Consider the following 22,282-nt stretch of genomic DNA (forward strand, 5'->3'; position numbering starts at 1 on the left):
CGGACTCCGATACGTCGGCCTCGCCCGCCGCCGGGGCACGGTCGGCGGCAGCCGCCCCCGGAGCGGGACCCGGGGCGGTCTCGGCGGCGGGGGCCTCCGGAGGGGGACCCGGCTGATCGGTCCGCGCTGCGGTCGGCACACCCACGGCGGTCGGGTCCGCCCAGGGACGGCGGGGCTCGGGCGGGGCGGCCTGTTGCGGGATAGGTGGCTGATCGGGCTCCGGTACGGCGGGCTGCTGGGCCGCCCAGGAACGATCGGCCTCCGCCCCGGGCGGGACAGCCCACGGAGAGCCGGGCTCCGGGGAAGCGGCGGGGGCCTCACGGTCGGCCGGGGCACGGTCGGCGTCAGCCGCCCGCGGGGAGGGACCCGGCCGGGCGGGCTCCGCTCCGGTCGGGGCGGCCCACGGACGGCGGGGCTCGGCCGGGGCGGTCTCGGCGGCGGGGGCCTCCGGAGAGGGACCCGGCTGATCGGGCTTCGATACGTCGGCCTCGCCCGGTGTCGCAGGGGCGGATTGTCGGGCCGCCGACCGGGAACGATCGGGGTCCGGGCCGGGCGGGGCGGTCTCCGGGTTCGGGGGTTCGCTCGGCGTGGCCGGGGCGGGCGGCCAGGGGTAGTTGGGGTCCGCCGCTCCGGTCGGGGCGACCCACGGGTGGTGGGGCTCGGCCTCGGGGCGGTCCGGCTCGGGGGTGGCCCAGGAGTTGTCGGAGGGGGGCGGCTCGGGCGCGGGCCGGCGGGCTGCCAGGAGTCGGTCGAGCGCCGAGTCAGCCGACGACGGCGTTCCGGAATCGTCCGGTTCGGCCGGTGCCGGTTCGGCTGCCTCGGGGGGCGGGGCCTGCCAGGCGGTGCGGGGCCAGAGGGCAGGCTCTTCCGGGGAGGCGGGTGACGGGTCCTCGACGGCGAAGGTCGGGGTGGCCGACCAGGCGTCCCACGAGGCTCCGGGCGTATCGCCCTCCGGGTCTTCCGGTTCCTCCGGTTCTTCCGCGACGGGCTCCGGGGCCGGGGCCGGGACCGGAGCCGGCTCGGGAGCGGCGGAAGGTGGGCGGGTCCACCAGGAGTCGGACGCGGGGTGCGGCGCGTCTCGGGGCTCAGGGGCGGGGGCCGCCGGCTCGGGGCGCTCAGCGAAGGTCGGAGCGGACGACCAGGCGTCCCAGGGGCGTTGCTCCGGCCGGGGCGGCGGCGTGGGCTCGGGCGCCGCGGCCTCCGGAACCTCTTCCGGGGGCAGCGCCGTACCGAAGGTCGGCTCGGCCGACCAGGCGTCCCACGCGGGAGCGTCATCGACCGGCGGCGCGTCCGGCGCGGCGATCGACGGCTTGGCGGGTGGTTCGGCCGGTGGTCCCGCGGCCGGCTCGACCGGTGACTCGACCGGCGCCTCGTCGGCCGGGACCTCGGGCGACGCGTCCTGCTGAGCCGGGATCGACACCGGAGCGGACGCCGGAGCCGAGGTCGGAGCGGACGCCGGAGCGGACGTCGGAGCCGAAGGCGGAACCGGCGCCGGAGGCGGAACCGGCGCCGGAGGCGCACCCGGCGGGCGCGGCGGGCCCGCCCAGGAAGGGGGCGGAGGCGGCGGAGTGGGCCGACGCAGTCGCAACGTGTCGGCGGCCGGCGTCGGCGGCTGTGGCGTCACCGCGTCCAGCGCCGTATCGAAGTGCGCGTCGACGGAATCCGGCGTGGCGGACGGCGTGGCCGCGTCGTCGTCGTACAACTGACGCCACCAGTCGTCCTCTTGGCTGCTGTGGGAGTCCCCCTGCTGGCTCATGCCCTTATTGTCCACCGCGCGGGCCGCCGGGAAACGTGGAACCGCCGGGCCGGCTCCGCCCCCACAGCAGGGCCGCCCGGCGGAGTCGCCGTCCCCGGCCGGGACCTCGGGAAAGATCCTCCGGGGACCGCGCCGAGACCTTCGGACGCGTCCGGAGACTTCTTCCGGGGGCTGCCACGGAAACCGTCCCCGACGCCTTCCGTCCCGCCTTCCGTCCCGCCTCCCGCGAAGCCACCGAAAAGCTCCCCGTGAAGCTCTCCGCGAAGCCCGGTGTCGATCACACTGGCAGAGCGGACCTGCGGGAGTACAAGATGACCGAGGCGGGAAACCGCCGTGGCTCATTTCCGCCACCGTCACCATCACCGCAGGGAGGGGGCTCCGTGCTCGGCGCCATCGGTCTGGACGAAGTGCAGGAATCGGCCTACCGGGCACTGGTCGGCCTGGGCGCGGCCGAGGTCGGCGACCTGTCGCACCGCCTCGGGCTGAACGAGGAGGACGCGGGCCGCGTCCTGCGCAGACTGGAGGGGCACGGGCTGGTCGCGCAGTCGTCGGCGCGGCCCGGCCGCTGGGTCGCCGCGCCACCGGCCGTGGCGCTGTCGGCCCTGCTGACCCGGCAGCGGCACGAGTTGGAGCAGGCGGAGCTGGCCGCCGCCGTCCTGGCCGCCGAGTTCCGCGCGGAGGCGACGGAACCGGCCGTGCACGACCTGGTCGAGGTGGTCACCGGCGCCAACGCGGTGGCGCAGCGCTTCCTCCAGTTGCAGTTCGGCGCGGAGAGCGAGGTCTGCGCGCTGGTCACCGACCGCCCCGTGGCCATCACCGGTACGGAGAACGACGCCGAGCAGGAGGCGTCGCGACGCGGCGTCACGTACCGCGTGGTGCTGGAGCGTTCCGTCGTGACGAGCCCGAGCGGCTTCATAGAGGTGTCCGCCGCGCTCGGCAGGAATGAACAGGTGCGGGTGGTGGACCGGGTGCCGACCAAACTGGTGGTGGCCGACCGGTCGTTGGCGATGGTGCCGCTGACCCGCCGCCTCGCCCAGCCCGCCGCGCTGGTCGTGCACGCCAGCGGGCTGCTGGAGTCGCTGATGGGGCTGTTCGAGGGAGTGTGGCGGCAGGGGATGCCGCTGAGCCTGGACGGGACGGGCACCGTGGCCGAGGAGTCCCCCGAGGCGCCGGACAGCACCGACCTGCGCATCCTCTCGCTGCTGCTGGCCGGTCTGACGGACGCCTCGGCGGCCAAGCAGCTCGACCTCGGGCTGCGCACCGTGCAGCGCCGGGTCAAACGGCTGATGGAGATCGCCGAGGTCACCACCCGTCTCCAGCTCGGCTGGCACGCCTACGAACGCGGCTGGGTGGCGCGCGGCGACACGGACGTGTGAGCGCTGGTCGTACGCGGCCGGTCGCGGCGGTCGGCGACCGGGCCGGCGGCCCCGCCAGAAGGGTGAGCGCGCCACCGGAGGGTTGACGGCGCGGCGGACCGACGACGTACCAACGGCGTACGGACGGCGTACGAGCGGCGTACGCGAGTGGTCCTACGGGTCTCGGACAGGTCTCGCCTTGCGCCCCGAGGGTGATCCGCCCGGCGAACGGGCGCGTCATCGGGCAGGGTGGGCTCATGGGGACCGCACAGGTGTGCCTGATCGGCGCGGTGATGCTGCTCGGACTCGTCGGTGTGCTGGCCCCCGGCGTGCCGGGGACGCTGCTCTGCTGGGCCGCCGTCATGTGGTGGGCGACGCAGGAGCACACGAGCCTGACCTGGGGCGTACTGGCCGGGGCGACCGGTCTGCTGGCCGTCGTCCAGGTGGTGGTGTGGCTGCTCCCGGCCCGCCGGATCCGCGATTCCGGCATCACCTGGCACACCGTGCTGGTCGCGGGTTCCTTCGCCATCGCCGGTTTCTTCCTGATCCCCGTGCTGGGCGCGGTCCTCGGCTTCGTCGGCACGATCTACGCGACCGAGCGCGTACGCCTCGGCGGCCACCGCGCCGCCTGGACCGCGACCCGTACCGCGATGCGCGCGGTGGGCGGCTCCGTCCTGGTCGAACTCCTGGCGTGCCTTGTCGTGGCGGGCGCGTGGCTGGGCGCGGTGATCGCCGGCTGACCGGCACCGGCACCGGCACCGCGCGTAAGGGGGCGTACGGGGTGTGCGGTCGTACGGACATACGTATGGCCGTACGACCGCGCGTCCCCACGGGGCCTAGGCCCCGGATAGGTCAAAGGTCCAATGGCCCGACGCACTCACCCGTGTGAGGGTGAAGGCATGGCGATCAAGACACCCAGGACAGCGCTGACCGAGGCCGAGCTGCGCTATCTGCGCACGCAGCGCCTCGGGCGGCTGGCGACCGTGGACGCGCAGGGCCGCCCGCAGGCCAATCCGGTCGGCTACTTCCTGCGTCCGGACGGCACGGTCGACATCGGCGGCTACACGATGGGCGCCACGAAGAAATGGCGCAATGTCGCGGCGAACCACTATGTGTCGCTGGTCGTGGACGACATCGCCGACACCGACCCGTGGACGGTCCGCGGGGTCGAGATCCGCGGCACCGCCGAACAGGTCGTGGGCCCGCACGATCTCGGCGCGCAGATGAGCGACGAGCTGATCCGGATCCACCCGTACTCGGTCATCGGCTGGGGACTGGAGGGCTGACCCCCGCGCGCCTGACCTCGCCCGGCGTCGCGTGCCGGCAGTCGCCCGGCCCGCACAAAGCACACACAAGGCACACCCGTCTCACCTACCGAACCGACACGGAGAGCGCTCTCACGCCGCGCCGGGGGACCCGTTACGCTGTGCGCGTACCGGCCCCCGGTTTTCTGTTATTTCCGCGTGAAGGAGACGTCCCTTGTCCGACCCGAGCTTCGCGCCGCGTCCTACGCTGGAGGCCGTCGCCGCGCGGGCCGGGGTGTCGCGTGCCACCGCCTCGCGGGTGGTCAACGGCAGCGAAGGGGTACGGGCGCCGCTGGTGGAGCGGGTGCGCAAGGCGGTCGACGAGTTGGGGTATGTGCCCAATCAGGCGGCCCGTACGTTGGTCACGCGGCGCAACGACGCCATCGCGGTGGTGGTCGCCGAGCCGGAGACGCGGTTCTTCACCGACCCGTTCTTCGCGCAGCAGGTGCGCGGGATCAGCAGGGAACTCACCGCGCGGGACAACCAGTTGGTGCTGCTGCTGACCGAAGGGGCCGCGGATTACGAGCGGGTGGGCCGCTATCTGGCGGGCGGTCACGTGGACGGCGCGCTGATCTTCTCACTGCACACCGACGACTCGCTGCCCGTACTGGCCCGCAGGGCCGGGGTGCCGACGGTGATCGGCGGACGTCCCGGCTGGACCGACTTCGACAGCGACCACGGCACGTTGTACGTGGACTGTGACAACCGGGGCGGTGCGCGGGACGCGGTCCGGCACCTGCTGGGGATCGGCCGCCGCCGGATCGCCCACATCGCGGGACCACTCGACCAGACGGCGTCGGTGGACCGGCTCGACGGCTTCCGTGACGTGCTGCCGGAGACCGACCCGCGGATGATCGCCGAGGGCGACTTCACCCCCGAGGGCGGCGCCCGCGCCATGGCCGAACTCCTCCAGCGCTGCCCCGACCTGGACGCCGTCTTCGCCGCCTCCGACGTCATGGCCTCCGGCGCCCTGCGCGTCCTGCGCACCACAGGACACCGCGTCCCCGACGACATCGCCGTCGTCGGCTTCGACGACATGGTCTCCGTCGCCGAATGGACCGACCCACCCCTGACCACCGTCCGACAGGACATCGAAGAAATGGGCCGCCTCATGGCCCGCCTCCTCCTGCGCGCGGTGGCGCCGCCGACGAGCCCGCAGAGCGTTCCCGCCCTGTCCTCCATCGTCACGCCGACGCACCTCGTGGTCCGCGCCTCCGCCTGAGCGCCGGACCTCGGCCTGAGCGCAGTCGGCACCGCCCGACTTCGCCTGACATACCGTCACTTCATCGGATCGAACCCACGCGCGAATTCCGGTGCCCAACCTGTGGGTTGGGAACGTCGGGCGAAGGGAAGGTCACGAACAGGTAGCGAAGGTGAGGGCACGGTGAAGGCCGTGCCGGAGGCGAGGAGGTCCGACATGGCATACAGCGTGATTCTCGGCGTCGTGATCGTCGTGCTCGTGGTCGCCTGTGTCGTCGGCTCGTTCTGGAGTGCGGGCAGCCCGATCGCGGTGCGGCGCCGCCACCAGCAGGGTCCTGGCGGCGGCGCCGGATAGGGTCCGCTCCCGTACGGCCGGCCGGGCGGAACCGGGTTCAGGACCGGCGGCGGTGGCCGCCGCCTCCGCCGCGCTTGCGCTCGTACATCTCCCGGCCCGCCGCGGTCCGTTGCTTCCACTCGCGCCGCATCTCGGAGCGCAGCCGCTGGTCGGTGCGTGAGGCGATCCACGCGTTCTCGCGCAGCAGCTTGCGATAGCTCTCCAGACGGCGGTGCTGCAAGGTGCCGTCCTCCAGCGCGGACAGGACGGCGCAGCCCGGCTCCGACTGGTGCGAGCAGTCCTGGAAGCGGCAGTCGCGGGCCAGTTGCTCGATTTCGGAGAACACCTGGTGCAGCCCGGACTCCGCGTCCCACAGGCCGACCCCGCGCAGGCCCGGCGTGTCGATCAGCACCCCGCCGTGCGGCATCGGCAGCAGGTCACGCGTGGTCGTGGTGTGCCGGCCCTTGCCGTCGGAGTCCCTGGTGGCCTGCACCTCCTGCGCTTCGCGCCCCAACAGGGCGTTGGTGAGCGTGGACTTGCCCGCGCCCGACTGGCCGAGCAACACCGAGGTGCGGCCCGCCAGCAGCTCCGACAGTTCCTCGATCCCCTCGCCGGTCGCGGCGCTCACCACCAGGACCGGCACTCCGGGCGCCGCCGATTCGGCGTCCTCCAGCAGATAGGTGGTGTCCGGCACGAGGTCCGCCTTGGTCAGCGCGACCACCGGTTGCGCGCCGCTCTCCCAGGCCAGGGAGAGGAAGCGTTCGAGGCGCCCCAGGTCGAGGTCGGCCGCCAGCGACACCGCGATCACCGCGTGGTCGATATTGGCCGCGAGCACCTGGCCCTCGGAACGCTTGGACGACGCCGACCGTACGATCGCGGTCCTGCGCGGCAGCAGCGCTCGTACCGACGGGCCCTTCGGCTGCGCCGGGTCCGGGTCGAACGCCGCCCAGTCCCCGGTGCACGCCACGAGCATCGGATCCGGCGAGTGCACCGGATCGGTGTCGGCGCGCAACGTCACCAGACCGCCCGCGCCGTCGGGGACGACGACATCGCACATGCCCCGGTCGACCCGCACGATCCGCGCGGGCAGCAGCCCGTCCGCCGCGTACGGCGTGAAGGCGTCGTCGAGCACGGAGTCCCAGCCGTACGAAACGAGTGAAGACGTAAAAGACAAGGGGAAACCCTTCGAACAGGGCCCCGGCGGCGCGCGCCCATTCGGCGCGGCGCAAAAGAAGAAGAGGTCAGCCGGAGGCCACAGAGGTGAACTGAATGAACTTCCGCGTCTGGGCAGCGCCCATCACCAAGACAGTCATCGAGTCACACCTCCTGGCCGTACTCACAAGCCGACGCGGTCCGCCCCACCGGGGCTCCCGCTCCAACACGAGGGACCGTAGCCCCTCCCCCACCGCCTCCGCCACCGAATTAACGACCGGCGCCGACGTGACGGGCGGCATCCCGGCAGTGACCGCGCTCGGACGGCATACGGCACTGCGGGGCGCGGGCGGGGGCTGAAGCGGCGGTGCGGGTAAGTGGAGGGGGGCTCCGGCGGTGGTACGGTCGGGGAAGCGGAGTGGCCTCCGGTTGTGGTGGTGGCGAAGGGGAACGGAGATCCTATGGCTTTCAGCGGGACGGCTGCCGGGGGGACGGGGGCGCTGGCCGGGCGGACGGTGTCCCGGGTCGGGTACGGGGCGATGCAACTGACGGAGCGGGCCGGGCGGGCCGCCGCGGTCGCGGTGCTGCGGCGGGCGGTCGAACTCGGGGTGGACCACGTCGACACGGCGCAGTTCTACGGCGACGGTTTCGTCAACGGGGTGATCCGCGAGGCGATCAGGTCCGAGGACGAGGTGCTGGTGGCCAGCAAGGTGGGGGCCACGCCGGACTCCGGCGGGCCGGTGCACCTGCGACTCGCGCAGAAGCCCGAGGAGTTGCGGGCGGACGTGGAGGACAATCTCGCGAGCCTCGGTCTCGACCGGATCCCGCTGGTCAACCTGCGCCGCACCGATGTCGGGCCGGGGCTGCGGGCCGAGGGCGACCAGGTGGTCGAACTCGACGACCAGCTCGCGACGATGGTGGCGCTGCGCGACGAGGGCAAGATCGGCGCGATCGGGCTGAGCAGCGTGAGCCTGGACAATCTGCGCCGCGCGATCCCGGCGGGCATCGCGTGCGTACAGAACGCGTACAGCCTCGTGGCGCGCGACGACGAGGACATGCTGGCCCTCTGCACGGCGCAGGACATCGCGTGGGTGCCGTACTTCCCGCTCGGCAGCGCCTTCCCCGGTCTGCCGAAGGTGACCGAGGAACCGGCGGTGGTGGCCGCGGCGCGGGCGCTGGGCGCCACGCCCTCCCAGGTCGGCCTGGCCTGGCTGCTGCACCACGCGCCGAACGTCCACCTCATCCCGGGCACGTCGAACACGGCCCACCTCGAAGCGAACGTGGCCGCGGGCGCGCTCACGCTCGACGCCGAGACCCTCGCCGCGCTGGACGCCGTCCCGACCCGGCCGAACGACACCCCGCTCACGTAACGCGAGGCGTGACCCGGGGCGTGACCCGGGGCGTGACCCGGGGCCCGCGGCCGGACCCGCTCAGCGCGCCCCGAGGCTGGAGCCGCGCACGACGAGCTCCGGCTGGAGGACGACCTGGCGATGCTCGTGGCCCTCGGGGTCCGCCGTCTCCTCCAGCAGCATCTCGGCGGCGAGCCGCCCCATCGCGACGGCGGGCTGCCGGACCGAGGTCAGCGGTACGGCCGCGGCGGCGGCGAATTCGATGTCGTCGTAACCGACGATGGCCATCTCCTCGGGGACCGCGATCCGGGCGGCGAAGACCGCCTGGAGGACCCCGAGCGCCAGCAGGTCGTTGGCGCAGAAGACGGCGGTGGGCCGGGGCGCCAGGCCGAGCAGCCGGGCTCCGGCGTCGCGGCCCGCGGAGACGTCCAGCCGCTCGGCGGACACCTCGGTCAGCGACTCGGGCGGCAGCCCGGCCTCGGCCAGCGCGGCGAGCGCCCCGGCGCGGCGGTCACGGACCTGCGGGAGTTCGGGCGGGCCGCCGACGTAGACGATCGAGCGGTGTCCCGCGGCGATCAGGTGCTGGGCGGCGAGGCGTCCGCCGACGACGTCGTCCACCGAGACCGAGCAGACGGCGGCATCCGCCGAGACCCGGTCGACCAGGACGTACGGGATGCCCTGGCCGCGCAGCGTCTTGAGGCCGTGTCCGGTCGCGTCGGCGGGGGTGACCAGCACGCCGCGCACCCGCTGCTCGGCGAAGAGGGACAGGTACTCGACCTCCTCGCTGGTGCTCTGCGCGCTGTTGCAGACCATGACGCCGAGTCCGGCGGCGCGGGCGGCTCGCTCGGCGCCGCTGGCCACGTCGACGAAGAAGGGGTTGCCCATGTCGAGGACGAGCAGCGCGACGATACGGCTTGCCCCGGCCCGCAACTGGCGGGCGGACTCACTCCGTATGTAGCCGAGGCGGCTGATGACCGACTGCACCCGGGTCCTGGTCTCCTCGGACACCAGGTCCGGGCGGTTGATCACATTGGAGACGGTCCCGACCGAGACACCCGCCTGCCGTGCCACGTCCTTGATACCGACCATGGGCTCCACTGCTCCGTCCCGCCCGCCGCAGGCAGGGCTTTTCGTAACGCTCATCCGGCGTCGGCGCGACGTGCTCGACGTTCACCCGGAATCAACGCGTTGAACTTATTCAAGCACAGTGCGTGCTGGTTGATCCGGCACGAACTGAATCGTTCCAACCTCTCATGTTCACGGAAGGTGGAACACCTCGGTGAGCGGGACCATCGCCGCGTCGGGCGCGACGCCGTCCAACTCCTCGAAGAAGCCCGCCATTTCCGCCTGCCAGCGGGCGTTCACCTCCGTACCGTCCATGGCGGCGCGCGCCCGCTCGAAGTCCTCGGTCTCCAGATAGCCGACGAGCAGGCCGTCCTCGCGCAGGAACAGCGAGTAGTTGTGCCAGCCGGCGGCGGACAGCGCCTCGCGCATCCGCGGCCAGACGTCCGCGTGCCTGGCACGGTACTCGTCCAGCCGTTCCTGACGGACCTTCAACACAAAGCAGACGCGCCGCACTTGAGGATTTCCTTCCGCGCACCGCCGGCCCGGACCCACGGGGCCGGCGGTCCAACTGCCTTACTGGGTGGTGCCGTCGGCTCAGAAGTTGAACTGGCCGATGTTCGCCTTGTCGAAGACGGTCGGCTTGCCGAGGACGATGACGCTGTCCTTGCCGATGGTGAAGGTGCCCATGTCGCCCGCGGTGAAGGTCTCGCCCTCGGCGCCGGTGATCTGGCCGGAGGCCAGCGCGACGGCGGTGTAGCCCGCGAGCGCGCCGAGCTTGGCCGGGTCCCACAGCTCGAAGGACTGCACGGTGCCGTTGTTGACGTAGGCGCGCATGTCGTTGGGCGTGCCCAGGCCGGTGAGCTGGACCTTCCCCTTGTACTTGGAACCGCTCAGGTACTGCGCCGCGGCCTTGATGCCGACCGTGGTCGGGGAGATGATCCCCTTCAGGTTCGGGTACTGCTGGAGCAGGCCCTGGGTCTGCTGGAACGACGCCTGCGCGTCGTCGTTGCCGTAGGCGACCTTGACGAGCTGGATGTCCTTGTACTCCGGCTTCTTCAGCTCGTCCTTCATGAAGTCGATCCAGGTGTTCTGGTTGGTGGCCGTCTGGGCCGCCGACAGGATCGCGATCTGGCCCTTGTTGTTGATCTGCTTGGCCATCAACTGGACCTCGGTACGGCCCAGGTCCTCCGCACTGGCCTGCGAGACGAACGCGTCACGGCAGTTGGTGTTGGTGTCCGAGTCGTACGTGACGACCTTGACGCCGTTCTTGCGCGCCTGGTTCAGCGCGGTGCACAGCGCGCCCGGGTCCTGCGCGGACACCGCGATGGCGCTGACCTGCTGCTGCGTCAGGGTGTTGACGTAGCTGACCTGGCCCGCGGTGTCGGTGCCGCTGCTGGTGCCGACCTCCTTGTACTTCTCGCCGAGCGCCTCGACGGCCTTCTTGCCGCCGTTGTCGGAGATGGTGAAGTACGGGTTGTTCACCTGCTTGGGCAGGTAGGCGATGGTCAGGCCCTTCTTTATGGGCGCGTTCGGGTCGGCGGAGGCCGACGCCTTCGTACCGGATCCCGCGGAGGCCGAGTCCGAGTCGGAGCTGGACTTCTTGGTGGTGCCGCCACAGGCTGCGGCGCTGAGCGCGACGACGGCGACGACGGCGACCGCGGCCGCGGCGCGACGGGCGGGGGCGGTTCTGTACGACATGCGGGTGTCCTTTCGATGCCGCACTCGCGGCAGGTGACGACCAGGTGAGGGTGCTACCAGGTGAGGGTGTGACCGGGTGAGGCGGTGTCCGGGTGAGGGTGTTCGGACGACGTGCGTGGTGCGGGGGGTCAGGTGGCGGCCAGTGCGGCCGGTGGTGGCGCGTCGGCGGTTCTGCGCCGGGCTCGCGCCCTGCCCACCTGCCGGGCCACCCGCGGTGCCAGTACCGAGATCACCAGCAGGACTCCGGTGATCAGGATCTGGGACTGCGCGGAGACGTTGATCAGACTCATCACGTTCTGGAGCGCGCCGAGCAGGAACACTCCGGCGATCGCGCCGCCCAGCGTGCCTTTGCCGCCGTCGAAGTCGATGCCGCCGAGCAGCACACCGGCGATGACGGACAGTTCGAGGCCGGTGGCGTTGTCGTAGCGGGCGCTGGCGTAGTGCAGGGCCCAGAAGACGCCGGTGAGCGCGGAGATCGTGCCGGTGGCGACGAACATCGACAGCTTCAGCCGCTTGGTGCGGATACCCGCGAAGCGCGCGGCCTCCTGCGAGGCGCCGACCGCGAACAGCGAGCGGCCGACCGGGGTGGCGTGCAGGACGACGACCGCGATGACCAGCAGGACCGCCCACGGGATGGCGGCCTGCGGGATGAAGGTGCCGCCGATCCGCGCGGAGCCGAAGTCCAGGTACTGCTGCGGGAAGTCGGTCACCGAGTTGGAGCCGAGCACGATCTGCGCGATGCCGCGGTAGGCGGCCAGGGTGCCGATGGTGACGGCCAGCGAGGGCAGTCCGAGCCTGGTCACCAGCAGGCCGTTGACCAGGCCGCAGGCCACGCCGAGCAGGATGCACAGCGGGATGATCATCTCGATGGCCATGCCGTTGTTCCACAGCGTGCCCATGACGGCGCCGGACAGGCCCGCGGTGGAGCCGACCGACAGGTCGATCTCGCCGGAGATCACCAGCATCGTCATCGGCAGCGCGATGAGCGCGATCGGCAGGGTGTTGCCGATCAGGAACGACAGATTCAGCGCGTTGCCGAAGTTGTCGACCAGGGAGAAGGAGCAGAGCAGCAGGACGACGAGGAGGGCTCCGACGACGGTGTCCCAGCGGAACGCGTCCCGCGCCCAGCCGGTCGCCGTACGGCCGGCGGTGACGGACTTCGCGCCCGCGGACGGCTTCGTACCGGTGGACGGCTTCGTACCCGCGGACCGCTTCGCACCCGCGGACGGCTTCGCACTCGCGGACGGCTTCGCGGCCTTCGCCGGACCGGTGGATTTCGTTGGCTCAGGCATGAGTTGTCGCACTCCTTGTCTGTGCGGCCCGCTTACGGAGCACCGCCGCGACCCGCAGCGCGACCACCCGGTCGACGGCGATGGCCAGCAGCAGGAGGACGCCGTCGATGGCCTGCACCCATACGGAGCTGACGCCGATCGAAGGGAGCACGCTGTTGATCGAGGTCAGCAGCAGGGCGCCGAGCGCGGCGCCGTACAGGCTGCCGGAGCCGCCGGTGAAGGCGACGCCGCCGACCACCACGGCGCTGACGACGGTGAGTTCGTAGCCGCCGCCGGTGCCGGAGTCGACGTTGCCGAAGCGGGCGAGGTAGAGAGCGCCCGCCAGGCCCGCGAGGGCGCCGCAGACGATGTAGGCGGTGAGAATCCGCTTGCGGACCGGCACACCGGCCAGCCGCGCGGCCTCGGGGCTGGAGCCGAGCGCGTACAGGTCGCGTCCGCTGCGGTAACTGCGCAGGTAGTACGCGGCGATGATCAGCACGGCCGCGGTGAGCAGCGCGAGATACGGGACGGCGCCGAGGCCGTCGTGCCCGAAGCTGCCGAAGCCCGACGGGAGGTCGGCGGCGGTGATCTGCTTGGAGCCGAACCAGATCGAGTCCAGGCCGCGGATGATGTAGAGCGTGCCGAGGGTGACGACCAGCGCGGGCACCTGGCCGAGGCTGACCAACAGGCCGTTGACGATGCCGAATCCGGCGCCGAGGGCGACCGCGATCAGGATGGCGACCAGCGGATTGCCGCCGCCGCGCAGGAACTCGCCCGCGGCGAAGGCGGTGATGCCCAGCGTGGAACCGACCGACAGGTCGACGTTCCGGGTGATCACCACCATGGCCTGGCCGACCGCGACGAGCACCAGGATGGTCGCGTTGAGCAGCAGGTCCTTGACGCCCTGCTGGGACAGGAAGGCGCTGTTGTCGAGCTGGGTGGCCAGCAGCATCAGCACCAGGACGACGAGGATGGCCAGTTCCCTGACCTTCAGCACCCGGTCGAGGAGGCCGCCGGTGGAGGCGGTGTCCGGCGGCGCGGCCGACGCCGGTTTGGCGGTCATGGTCATGCCGCGTTCCTTCCGCGGCCGGTGGCCGCTGCCATGACGGATTCCTCGGTGGCGTCCGCGCGCGGGATGTCGGCGGCCAGCCGGCCCTCGTGCATCACCAGGACACGGTCGGCCATGCCGAGGATCTCCGGGAGGTCGGAGGAGATCATCAGGACGGCGAGGCCGTCGGCGGCGAGCTGCGAGAGCAGCCGGTGCACCTCGGCCTTGGTGCCGACGTCGATGCCGCGGGTGGGCTCGTCGACGATCAGCACCCGGGGGTCGGTGGCCAGCCACTTGGCCAGCACCACCTTCTGCTGGTTGCCGCCGGACAGCGTGCCGACGACGTCGGCGAGCCGGGCGTACTTCACCTGGAGGCGCATGGCCCAGTCGACGGCGCGGCTGCGCTCGGCGCCGCGGTCCATCAGGCCCGCACGGGTGGTGGCCTTGAGGCCGGTGAGGTTGATGTTGCGCTCGATGGACATCTCCATGACCAGGCCCTGTTCGCGGCGGTCCTCGGGTACGAGGGCCAGGCCCGCGGCCATGGCGAGGCTGGGGGCGCCGGACTTCAGCGGGCGGCCGTCGACCTCGACCTCGCCCGCGTCCCAGCGGTCCACGCCGAAGACGGCGCGGGCCACTTCGCTGCGCCCGGCGCCGACGAGTCCGGCCAGGCCGACGATCTCACCGCGCCTGACGTCGAAGGACACGTCGGTGAAGACGCCTTCGCGGGTCAGCCTGCGTACGCTCAGCGCGACGTCGCCGACCTTGGCGTCCTGCTTGGGGTAGAGCTCGTCCAGGTCACGGCCGACCATCCGGCGCACCAGGTCGTCCTCGGTGAGTCCGTCGACCGGCTCGCTGGCGATCCAGGCGCCGTCCCGCAGGGTGGTGACCTGCTGGCACAGCGCGAAGACCTCTTCCAGCCGGTGCGAGATGAACAGGACGGCGGCGCCGTCCTCGCGCAGCGCCCTGACGACGCCGAAGAGCCGGGCGACCTCGCTGCCGGTGAGGGCGGCGGTGGGCTCGTCCATGATCAGCACGCGGGCGTCGAAGGAGAGCGCCTTGGCGATCTCGACGAGCTGCTGGTCGGCGATGGACAGGCCGCGGGCGGGCTGGTCGGGGTCGAGATCGACGCCGAGCCGCTTGAAGAGTTGCCCGGTGGCCTTGTGCACGGCCTTGTGGTCGACCCGGCCGAGCGAGCGGCGCGGCTGGCGGCCGACGAAGATGTTCTCGGCGATGGAGAGGTCGGGGAAGAGCGTGGGCTCCTGGTAGATGACGGCCACACCGGCGTCGCGCGCGTCGGCCGGGCCGTGGAAGACCACCGGCGCGCCGTCGAGCAGTACCGTTCCGGTGTCCGGTCGGTGCACCCCGGCCAGTGCCTTGATCAAGGTCGATTTACCGGCGCCGTTCTCCCCCGCGAGGGCGTGCGCCTCACCCGCGTACAGCCGCAGGGAGACGTCGCGCAGTGCCCGTACCGCGCCGAAGGACTTGCTCACCCCCTCCAGCGCGAGGACCGGAGTCCGTTCCGGTTCGGGGTCGGTCATTGATGTCTCCTGGATCTCCCGGTCTTGCGCCGCGGGGTGAAATGTTTCAATGGAGTTGCCGGGACGTTAGCCCCGCTTGATCAGGCCGTCAAGAGTCCATGGACGCCATTTCGGGAGATCAACCCCCGACGGACGGCCAATCGCGGCTGGAAAGAGACCCTCTAGCAGCGCGTCCGGCTCATGTGACACGATTCAATAACGGCGACCGGCCCGCCATCGGGTTCACGTCATGACCATTGACATGGCGCAGTGTCGCCTCTAAGGTGAGCCGTCAAATGAAACGATTCACAGAGGTTGCCATGACAGACCTGTCGGCCGTGAAGGCGGCGCTGAAGTCCCAGCGGATCGAGACCCCTTCGTGGGCCTACGGCAACTCGGGCACCCGTTTCAAGGTGTTCAGGCAGGAGGGCGTGCCGCGTAACCCGTACGAAAAGCTGGACGACGCGGCCCAGGTGCACGCGGCCACCGGCGTGGCGCCCATCGTGTCCCTGCACATCCCCTGGGACCTGGTGGACGACTACGCGGCGCTCGGCGCGTACGCGAAGGAGCGCGGCCTGACCCTGGGCGCGATCAACTCCAACGTCTTCCAGGACGACGACTACAAGCTCGGCTCGGTCACCAACGCCGACCCCGCGATCCGCCGCAAGGCCGTCAGTTACCTGCTGGAGTGCGTCGACATCATGGACGCCACCGGCTCGCGCGACCTGAAGCTGTGGTTCTCCGACGGCACCAACTACCCGGGCCAGGACGACATCGTCGCCCGCCAGGACCGGCTCGCCGAGGCCCTGTCCCAGGTGTACGACCGGCTCGGCGACGACCAGCGGATGCTGCTGGAGTACAAGCTCTTCGAGCCGGCCTTCTACACCACGGACGTCCCCGACTGGGGCACCTCCTACGCGCACTGCCTCAAGCTCGGCGACAAGGCGCAGGTCGTCGTGGACACCGGCCACCACGCGCCGGGCACCAACATCGAGTTCATCGTCGCGTTCCTGCTGCGCGAGAAGAAGCTCGGCGGCTTCGACTTCAACTCCCGCTTCTACGCCGACGACGACCTCATGGTCGGCTCCGCCGACCCCTTCCAGCTCTTCCGGATCATGCACGAGGTCGCCAAGAACGGCGGTCTGAAGCAGGAGACCGGCGTCGCCTTCATGCTCGACCAGTGCCACAACATCGAGGCGAAGATCCCCGCGATCATCCGCTCGGTGATGAACGTCCAGGAGGCCACCGCCAAGGCGCTGCTGGTCGACCTCGACGCTCTCGGCGCCGCCCAGCGCGCCGGTGACGTGCTGGAGGCCAACGCCGTACTGATGGACGCCTACAACACCGACGTCCGGCCGCTGCTCGCCGAGGTCCGCACCGAACTGGGTCTCGACCCCGACCCGATGGCCGCCTACCGCGGCTCCGGCTGGGCCACCCGCATCACCTCGGAACGCGTCGGCGGCGAACAAGCCGGCTGGGGCGCCTGACCCTTTTTTTCAAGGCTCGGTTCACCGAGCCTCTTTTTTCAAGGCTCGGTTCACCTCCGCTGCGCTAAGCCACTGTCGACGGTCGATCGTGCTCGGTTGCTCGTTCCTCACAACCTGCGCGCGTTCTCTCTTTCGACAGCGGCCGCTCCGCTTCGGTTCACTCGCCGACCCTCTTGACGGCGAGCCCACGCGGCGAACCGACCTGCCCGGCACGCTCGACCCGCACCCGTACTCATTCCTCCGAAGGACACCGCATGGCTTCCGCCTCCAGTTCCGACGACAGCACGGTCGGGGCGCTGCTCGGCCGTTCGAACCGGCTCGGATCCGATCCGCGCAACACCAATTACGCGGGCGGCAACACGTCCGCCAAGGGCACCGCGCCCGACCCGGTGACCGGGGCCGACACCGAGCTGATGTGGGTCAAGGGGTCAGGCGGCGATCTCGGTACGCTCACCGGCTCCGGTCTGGCGGTGCTGCGCCTGGACCGGCTGCGCGCCCTCACCGAGGTCTACCCGGGGGTGGAGCGCGAGGACGAGATGGTCGCCGCCTTCGACTACTGCCTGCACGGCAAGGGCGGCGCGGCGCCGTCCATCGACACCGCGATGCACGGCCTGGTGGACGCGGCGCACGTGGACCACCTCCACCCGGACTCCGGTATCGCGCTAGCGTGCGCGGCCGACGGCGAGGCGCTGACCAAGGAGTGCTTCGGCGACACCGTGGTGTGGGTGCCCTGGCGTCGCCCCGGCTTCCAGCTCGGGCTGGACATCGCGGCGGTCAAGGAGGCCCACCCGGAGGCGATCGGCTGTGTGCTCGGCGGGCACGGCGTCACCGCCTGGGGCGCCACCTCGCAGGAGTGCGAGCGCAATTCGCTGCACATCATCCGCACCGCGGAGACCTTCCTCCAGGAGCGCGGCACGGCAGACCCGTTCGGCGCGGCGCTCGACGGGTACGAGCCGCTGCCGGAGTCCGAGCGGCGCGTACGGGCCGCCGCGCTGGCGCCGCTGCTGCGCTCGATCGCCTCCCAGGACCGGCCGCAGGTCGGCCACTTCACCGACTCCCCCGAGGTGCTGGACTTCCTGTCCCGCGCCGAGCACCCCCGGCTCGCCGCGCTGGGCACGTCCTGCCCCGACCACTTCCTGCGCACCAAGGTCCGCCCGCTGGTCCTGGATCTGCCCGCGGGCACCGCCCTCGACGAGGCCGAGGCCCGGCTGCGGACGCTGCACGAGGAGTACCGCGCCGAGTACGCCGCCTACTACGAGCGGCACGCCTCGCCCGACTCCCCCGCCATGCGCGGCGCCGACCCGGCGATCATCCTCGTCCCGGGTGTCGGCATGTTCAGCTACGGCAAGGACAAGCAGACCGCGCGCGTCGCGGGCGAGTTCTACGTCAACGCCGTCAACGTGATGCGCGGCGCGGAGGCCGTCTCCTCGTACAAGCCGATCGAGGAGTCGGAGAAGTTCCGTATCGAGTACTGGGAGCTGGAGGAGGCCAAGCTGCGGCGGATGCCGAAGCCGAAGCCGCTGGCCACCCGGATCGCGCTCGTCACCGGCGCCGGGTCCGGCATCGGCAAGGCCATCGCCCAGCGGCTGGTCGCCGAGGGCGCCTGCGTGGTCGTCGCGGACCTCGACGCGGACAACGCCGCCGCCGTGGCCGAGGAGCTGGGCGGTCCCGACAGGGCCGTCGCGGTCACCGTGGACGTCACTTCCGAGGAGCAGATCGAGGCGGCCTTCGCCGACGCGCTGCTCGCCTTCGGCGGGGTCGACCTCGTCGTCAACAACGCGGGCATCTCCATCTCCAAGCCGCTCCTGGAGACCACCGCCAAGGACTGGGACCTCCAGCACGACATCATGGCCCGCGGCTCCTTCCTCGTCTCCCGCGCCGCCGCGCGCGTCATGATCGAGCAGAAGCTCGGCGGCGACATCGTCTACATCGCCTCCAAGAACGCGGTCTTCGCCGGGCCCAACAACATCGCCTACTCGGCCGTCAAGGCCGACCAGGCCCACCAAGTGCGGCTCCTCGCCGCCGAGTTGGGTGAGCACGGGGTACGTGTCAACGGCATCAACCCCGACGGCGTCGTCCGTGGCTCCGGCATCTTCGCCGGCGGCTGGGGCGCCAAGCGGGCCGCCGTCTACGGCGTCGAGGAGGCCAAGCTCGGCGAGTTCTACGCCCAGCGGACGCTTCTGAAGCGGGAGGTGCTGCCGGAGCACGTCGCCAACGCCGTCTTCGCCCTCACGGGCGGCGAGCTGACCCACACCACCGGTCTCCACATCCCGGTCGACGCGGGCGTCGCAGCCGCCTTCCTCCGCTAGGCCCCTCTGTGCGTCCACCTCGCGCAGGGCGTTGTATTTAGGGGCGCGGCCCCTGTGCGTCCACCCTGCGCAGGGCCTTGTATTTAGGGGCGCGGGGAACTGCGCGGCCAGCCGAAGCGCTCCCGCAGGTCACCACCCGCCCCGGCGGGGCAGTTCGGTTGTCTCCGGTCCACCGGCCGGTGGGGGCGGGCCGCGCAGTTCCCCGCGCCCCTGAAAGATTTCGGCCTACCGCCCCGGTAGGAGAGCCGTCCGGGGGCGCGGCCCGGGAAGAATGAAGCACCGCACTCCGCAGGAGTGGCCGTATAAGGAGAGGCATGATCGGCGAACCCCCATTCGCAAGCCCAGCCGCAGGCGTGTTCGCGGCAGCGGACCTCGGCGCGACGAGCGGCCGCGTCGTCGTGGGCCGGGTCGGCGGCGGGGAACTGGCCCTCACGGAAGTGAACCGGTTCGCGAATGTGCCGGTGCGGCTGCCGAGCGGGCTGCACTGGGACCTGCCGGGCCTGTTCACCGGCGTTCTGGACGGTCTGCGCGAGGCGGCGAGGTCGGGCGCCGCGGTGGCGTCCGTCGGTGTTGATACGTGGGCGGTGGACTACGGCCTGCTGGACGCGGACGGCGCGTTGCTGGGGATCCCGTACCACTACCGGGACAGCCGTACGGCGCAGGTGGCGGCGCGGGTGCGGGACGGGGTGGGCGCGCAGGAGCTGTACGCGGCCAACGGCCTCCAGCATCTGCCGTTCAACACCGTGTTCCAGCTCGCGGCGGCGCGGGACACGGTCCAACTGGCCGCCGCGCGGACCCTGTTGCTGATCCCCGACCTGCTGACGCACTGGCTGACCGGCAGTGTCGGCGCGGAGGTCACCAACGCCTCGACCACGGGTCTGCTGGACGCCCGTACGGGTGAGTGGTCGCGGGACCTCGCCGACCGGATCGGCCTGGACCCGGCGTTGCTGCCGCCCCTGCGGCAACCCGGCGACAGCGCAGGGGAGTTGCTGCCGCACATCGTGGCGGCGACGGGTCTGCCGGCGGGGACGCGGGTCACCACGGTGGGCTCGCACGACACGGCCTCGGCGGTGGCGGCGGTACCGGCCACCGCGCCGGGTTCCGCGTACATCTCCTGCGGCACCTGGTCGCTGGCCGGGCTCGAACTGGACGCGCCGGTGCTCAGCGCGGCGTCGCGGGCCGCGAATTTCACCAATGAGCGCGGGATCGACGGCACGTTCCGCTATCTCAGGAACATCATGGGGATGTGGCTGCTGGAGGAGTGCCGTCGGGTCTGGGCCGCGCGCGGCGAGCCCTCGGAGCTGGCGTCGCTGCTCGCGGACGCGACCCGCGCGGAGGAATTCGGCGCGGTGATCGACCCGGACGCGCCGGAGTTCCTGGCACCGGCCGACATGCCGAAGGCCATCGCGGACTACTGCGTCCGTACGGGGCAGCGCCCGCCGGAGAGCCGGGGCGCGCTGGTCCGCTGCGTGCTGGAGAGCCTGGCGCTCGCGCACCGCAGGGTGCTGCGCAAGGCCGCCGAACTCGCCGACCGGGAGATCACCCACATCCATCTGGTCGGCGGCGGCAGCCGCAACGAGCTGCTGTGCCGCCTCACCGCGGACGCGTCCGGCCTGCCGGTGATCGCCGGGCCCACCGAGGCGACCGCGCTCGGCAACATCCTCGTCCAGGCCCGCGCTCACGGCCTCGTCGGGGGCCTGGCCGAGATGCGGCAACTGGTCTCCGACACACAGGAGTTGCGCCGTTACGAGCCGCGCGGCGACCTGCGCGCCTGGGACGCGGCGGACGCCCGTATCTCGGGCACCCTCGCCGCCCCCTGACCCTCCGTCACCCGCCCGTCCGCCACAAGCCGTTCGCCACCCGCCACCCGCCCGCACGACCCCGAGGGAGCCGCGATGCGTGCCGCCCTGTTTCTCACCTGCGTGAACGACACGCTCTATCCACGGACCGGCCAGGCCGTCGTCGCGCTGCTGACGCGGCTCGGCGTCGAGGTGGACTTCCCGATGGGGCAGACGTGTTGCGGCCAGGCGCACTACAACACCGGCTACCGGCACGAGGCGGAGCCCCTGGCGCGCCGCCAGGCGCGGGTCTTCGCCGGATACGACTACGTGGTCACGCCGTCCGGCTCCTGCGCGGCGATGGTGCGGGACATCTACCCGCGCCTCGGCGAGCGGGCCCGGGAGGAGGGCCGCGGCGGGGAGTTGGGCGAGGCGCTGGCCGACGTGGCGCCCAGGACGTACGAGTTGACGGAGTTCCTGGTGGACGTGCTGGGAGTGACGGACGTGGGCGCGTACTTCCCGCACACGGTGACGTACCACCCCACCTGTCACGGGCTGCGGATGCTGGGGCTCGGTGAGCGGCCCCGGCGGTTGCTGGAGGCCGTGAAGGGGCTTGAGCTGCGGGAGTTGGAGGGCGCGGAGGAGTGCTGCGGCTTCGGCGGCACCTTCGCTGTCAAGAACCCCGATGTCTCGGCCGCGATGGCCGCGGACAAGGTGCGGCACGCGGAGGAGACCGGCGCCGACGTGCTGTGCGCGGCCGACAACTCCTGCCTGATGCACCTGGACGGCACGATGTCCCGGCAGCGCACCGCCATCCGCCCGGTGCACATCGCGGAGATCCTGGCCAGTACGCGGGAGCACCCGCTGACGGTTCCGACCGCCGGGGTTCCGGTCCATGTCGCCACGGGCGGCGGCGCGCGCAACGGAGGAGTGGTCCGATGAGTGGTACGTATCTGGGTCTGCCGTCGTTCCCGAAGGCCGCCGCCACGTCCACGAAGGACGCCCAGCTCCGCGCGAACCTCACCCACGCCACCCACACCATCCGCGACAAACGCGCCAAAGCCATCGGGGAACTGGCGGACTGGCCGCAACTGCGGGCAGCGGGCGCAGCGATCAAGGACCACACACTGCGCCACCTCGACCACTACCTCCTGCAACTGGAGGAGAAGGTCACCGCGGCGGGCGGCACCGTCCACTGGGCCCTGGACGCAGCCGACGCCAACCGCATCATCACCGGCCTCGTCCAGGCGACCGGCGAAACCGAAGTCGTCAAGGTCAAGTCCATGGCGACCCAGGAGATCGGCCTCAACGACGCGCTGGCCGAAGCGGGGATCACCGCCTACGAAACCGACCTCGCCGAACTCATCGTCCAGCTCGGCAACGACCTCCCCTCCCACATCCTCGTCCCCGCGATCCACAAAAACCGGCACCAGATCCGCGACATCTTCCAAGAACAGATGGCCGCCTGGGGACGCCCCGCACCCGAAGAACTGACCGACTCCCCCGCGGAGCTGGCCGAGGCCGCCCGCCTCCACCTGCGCGAGAAATTCCTCCGCGCGAAAGTCGGCATCTCCGGCGCCAACTTCATGATCGCCGACACCGGCACCCTGGTGGTGGTGGAATCCGAGGGCAACGGCCGCATGTGCCTCACCCTCCCCG

General features: G+C 71.6%; 18 protein-coding genes and 1 pseudogene. 11 read left to right on the forward strand and 8 right to left on the reverse strand.

All coding sequences use genetic code 11. The features are described 5' to 3' along the window. A pseudogene (locus BGM09_RS19235) lies at window positions 1–1,756 on the reverse strand (hypothetical protein); the annotation flags it as partial. 380 nt (window positions 1,757–2,136) lie between these two features. Here BGM09_RS19235 and BGM09_RS19240 point away from each other — a divergent pair. The 5 genes from BGM09_RS19240 (at window position 2,137) to BGM09_RS19260 (ending at window position 5,970) form a co-directional block, all read left to right on the forward strand. Next, a complete protein-coding gene (locus BGM09_RS19240) occupies window positions 2,137–3,132 on the forward strand; it encodes a helix-turn-helix domain-containing protein (protein ID WP_188282877.1) in 996 nt (331 codons plus the stop codon). Between the two features lie 236 nt (window positions 3,133–3,368). Next, entirely contained in the window at window positions 3,369–3,851 is a 483-nt protein-coding gene (locus BGM09_RS19245; protein WP_188282878.1) for a DUF456 domain-containing protein, read from the forward strand. A gap of 159 nt (window positions 3,852–4,010) precedes the next feature. Next, window positions 4,011–4,397: a PPOX class F420-dependent oxidoreductase gene (locus tag BGM09_RS19250; protein WP_188282879.1), complete on the forward strand. Its 387-nt coding sequence runs from the start codon at window positions 4,011–4,013 to the stop codon at window positions 4,395–4,397. Between the two features lie 193 nt (window positions 4,398–4,590). Beyond that, the gene (locus BGM09_RS19255) at window positions 4,591–5,637 is read left to right on the forward strand and encodes a LacI family DNA-binding transcriptional regulator (protein WP_188282880.1); all 1,047 of its coding nucleotides are present in this window, start codon (window positions 4,591–4,593) and stop codon (window positions 5,635–5,637) included. A gap of 195 nt (window positions 5,638–5,832) precedes the next feature. Then, window positions 5,833–5,970 carry a hypothetical protein gene (locus BGM09_RS19260; RefSeq protein WP_188282881.1) on the forward strand — a complete coding sequence of 46 codons (138 nt, stop codon included), beginning with the start codon at window positions 5,833–5,835 and terminating at the stop codon, window positions 5,968–5,970. 37 nt (window positions 5,971–6,007) lie between these two features. On the opposite strand, the gene rsgA is transcribed toward BGM09_RS19260, so the two are convergent. Next, window positions 6,008–7,123 (reverse strand): ribosome small subunit-dependent GTPase A, encoded by a 1,116-nt coding sequence (rsgA, locus tag BGM09_RS19265; protein WP_188282882.1) that lies wholly within the window; start codon window positions 7,121–7,123, stop codon window positions 6,008–6,010. Window positions 7,124–7,562: 439 nt separating this feature from the next. Between rsgA and BGM09_RS19270 the strand changes: the two genes are divergently transcribed. Beyond that, window positions 7,563–8,471: an aldo/keto reductase gene (locus tag BGM09_RS19270; protein ID WP_188282883.1), complete on the forward strand. Its 909-nt coding sequence runs from the start codon at window positions 7,563–7,565 to the stop codon at window positions 8,469–8,471. A gap of 60 nt (window positions 8,472–8,531) precedes the next feature. On the opposite strand, the gene BGM09_RS19275 is transcribed toward BGM09_RS19270, so the two are convergent. The 6 genes from BGM09_RS19275 to BGM09_RS19300 form a co-directional block, all read right to left on the reverse strand. Beyond that, a complete protein-coding gene (locus BGM09_RS19275; protein ID WP_188282884.1) occupies window positions 8,532–9,548 on the reverse strand; it encodes a LacI family DNA-binding transcriptional regulator in 1,017 nt (338 codons plus the stop codon). A gap of 159 nt (window positions 9,549–9,707) precedes the next feature. Then, window positions 9,708–10,028 (reverse strand): L-rhamnose mutarotase, encoded by a 321-nt coding sequence (locus BGM09_RS19280; RefSeq protein ID WP_188282885.1) that lies wholly within the window; start codon window positions 10,026–10,028, stop codon window positions 9,708–9,710. A gap of 81 nt (window positions 10,029–10,109) precedes the next feature. Beyond that, a complete protein-coding gene (gene rhaS, locus BGM09_RS19285) occupies window positions 10,110–11,213 on the reverse strand; it encodes a rhamnose ABC transporter substrate-binding protein (RefSeq protein ID WP_188282886.1) in 1,104 nt (367 codons plus the stop codon). Window positions 11,214–11,341: 128 nt separating this feature from the next. Beyond that, entirely contained in the window at window positions 11,342–12,505 is a 1,164-nt protein-coding gene (locus tag BGM09_RS19290; RefSeq protein ID WP_223187272.1) for an ABC transporter permease, read from the reverse strand. Beyond that, entirely contained in the window at window positions 12,498–13,553 is a 1,056-nt protein-coding gene (locus BGM09_RS19295) for an ABC transporter permease (protein WP_188282887.1), read from the reverse strand. The genes BGM09_RS19290 and BGM09_RS19295 overlap by 8 nt, the downstream gene beginning before the upstream one ends. Beyond that, on the reverse strand, window positions 13,550–15,070 hold the full coding sequence (locus tag BGM09_RS19300) for a sugar ABC transporter ATP-binding protein (protein ID WP_188282888.1): 1,521 nt from the start codon (window positions 15,068–15,070) through the stop codon (window positions 13,550–13,552). Before BGM09_RS19300 ends, BGM09_RS19295 begins: the two co-directional genes overlap by 4 nt. A 299-nt stretch (window positions 15,071–15,369) precedes the next feature. Here BGM09_RS19300 and rhaI point away from each other — a divergent pair, with 299 nt between their 5' ends. From rhaI to BGM09_RS19325, 5 genes are all read left to right on the forward strand, one after another. Next, window positions 15,370–16,536 carry an L-rhamnose isomerase gene (rhaI, locus tag BGM09_RS19305; protein ID WP_188282894.1) on the forward strand — a complete coding sequence of 389 codons (1,167 nt, stop codon included), beginning with the start codon at window positions 15,370–15,372 and terminating at the stop codon, window positions 16,534–16,536. A gap of 254 nt (window positions 16,537–16,790) precedes the next feature. Further along, window positions 16,791–18,845 (forward strand): bifunctional aldolase/short-chain dehydrogenase, encoded by a 2,055-nt coding sequence (locus BGM09_RS19310; RefSeq protein ID WP_188282889.1) that lies wholly within the window; start codon window positions 16,791–16,793, stop codon window positions 18,843–18,845. 314 nt (window positions 18,846–19,159) lie between these two features. Continuing rightward, a complete protein-coding gene (locus tag BGM09_RS19315; RefSeq protein WP_188282890.1) occupies window positions 19,160–20,665 on the forward strand; it encodes a rhamnulokinase in 1,506 nt (501 codons plus the stop codon). 75 nt (window positions 20,666–20,740) lie between these two features. Further along, on the forward strand, window positions 20,741–21,565 hold the full coding sequence (locus BGM09_RS19320; RefSeq protein ID WP_188282891.1) for a (Fe-S)-binding protein: 825 nt from the start codon (window positions 20,741–20,743) through the stop codon (window positions 21,563–21,565). Continuing rightward, on the forward strand, window positions 21,562–22,282 hold a 721-nt coding region (locus tag BGM09_RS19325; RefSeq protein ID WP_188282892.1), incomplete at its 3' end, for an LUD domain-containing protein. The genes BGM09_RS19320 and BGM09_RS19325, both read left to right, overlap by 4 nt.

This window comes from Streptomyces sp. CBMA29 (assembly GCF_014596445.1).
GTDB lineage: Bacteria > Actinomycetota > Actinomycetes > Streptomycetales > Streptomycetaceae > Actinacidiphila.

Coding starts and splice junctions, on each gene's coding strand:
- BGM09_RS19245 (WP_188282878.1), top strand. CDS start 3,369: ATGGGGACCGCACAGGTGTGCCTGATCGGCGCGGTGATGCTGCTCGGA.
- BGM09_RS19250 (WP_188282879.1), top strand. CDS start 4,011: ATGGCGATCAAGACACCCAGGACAGCGCTGACCGAGGCCGAGCTGCGC.
- BGM09_RS19260 (WP_188282881.1), top strand. CDS start 5,833: ATGGCATACAGCGTGATTCTCGGCGTCGTGATCGTCGTGCTCGTGGTC.
- BGM09_RS19270 (WP_188282883.1), top strand. CDS start 7,563: ATGGCTTTCAGCGGGACGGCTGCCGGGGGGACGGGGGCGCTGGCCGGG.
- rhaS (WP_188282886.1), bottom strand. CDS start 11,213: ATGTCGTACAGAACCGCCCCCGCCCGTCGCGCCGCGGCCGCGGTCGCC.
- BGM09_RS19290 (WP_223187272.1), bottom strand. CDS start 12,505: ATGCCTGAGCCAACGAAATCCACCGGTCCGGCGAAGGCCGCGAAGCCG.
- BGM09_RS19295 (WP_188282887.1), bottom strand. CDS start 13,553: ATGACCATGACCGCCAAACCGGCGTCGGCCGCGCCGCCGGACACCGCC.
- BGM09_RS19300 (WP_188282888.1), bottom strand. CDS start 15,070: ATGACCGACCCCGAACCGGAACGGACTCCGGTCCTCGCGCTGGAGGGG.
- rhaI (WP_188282894.1), top strand. CDS start 15,370: ATGACAGACCTGTCGGCCGTGAAGGCGGCGCTGAAGTCCCAGCGGATC.
- BGM09_RS19310 (WP_188282889.1), top strand. CDS start 16,791: ATGGCTTCCGCCTCCAGTTCCGACGACAGCACGGTCGGGGCGCTGCTC.
- BGM09_RS19315 (WP_188282890.1), top strand. CDS start 19,160: ATGATCGGCGAACCCCCATTCGCAAGCCCAGCCGCAGGCGTGTTCGCG.
- BGM09_RS19320 (WP_188282891.1), top strand. CDS start 20,741: ATGCGTGCCGCCCTGTTTCTCACCTGCGTGAACGACACGCTCTATCCA.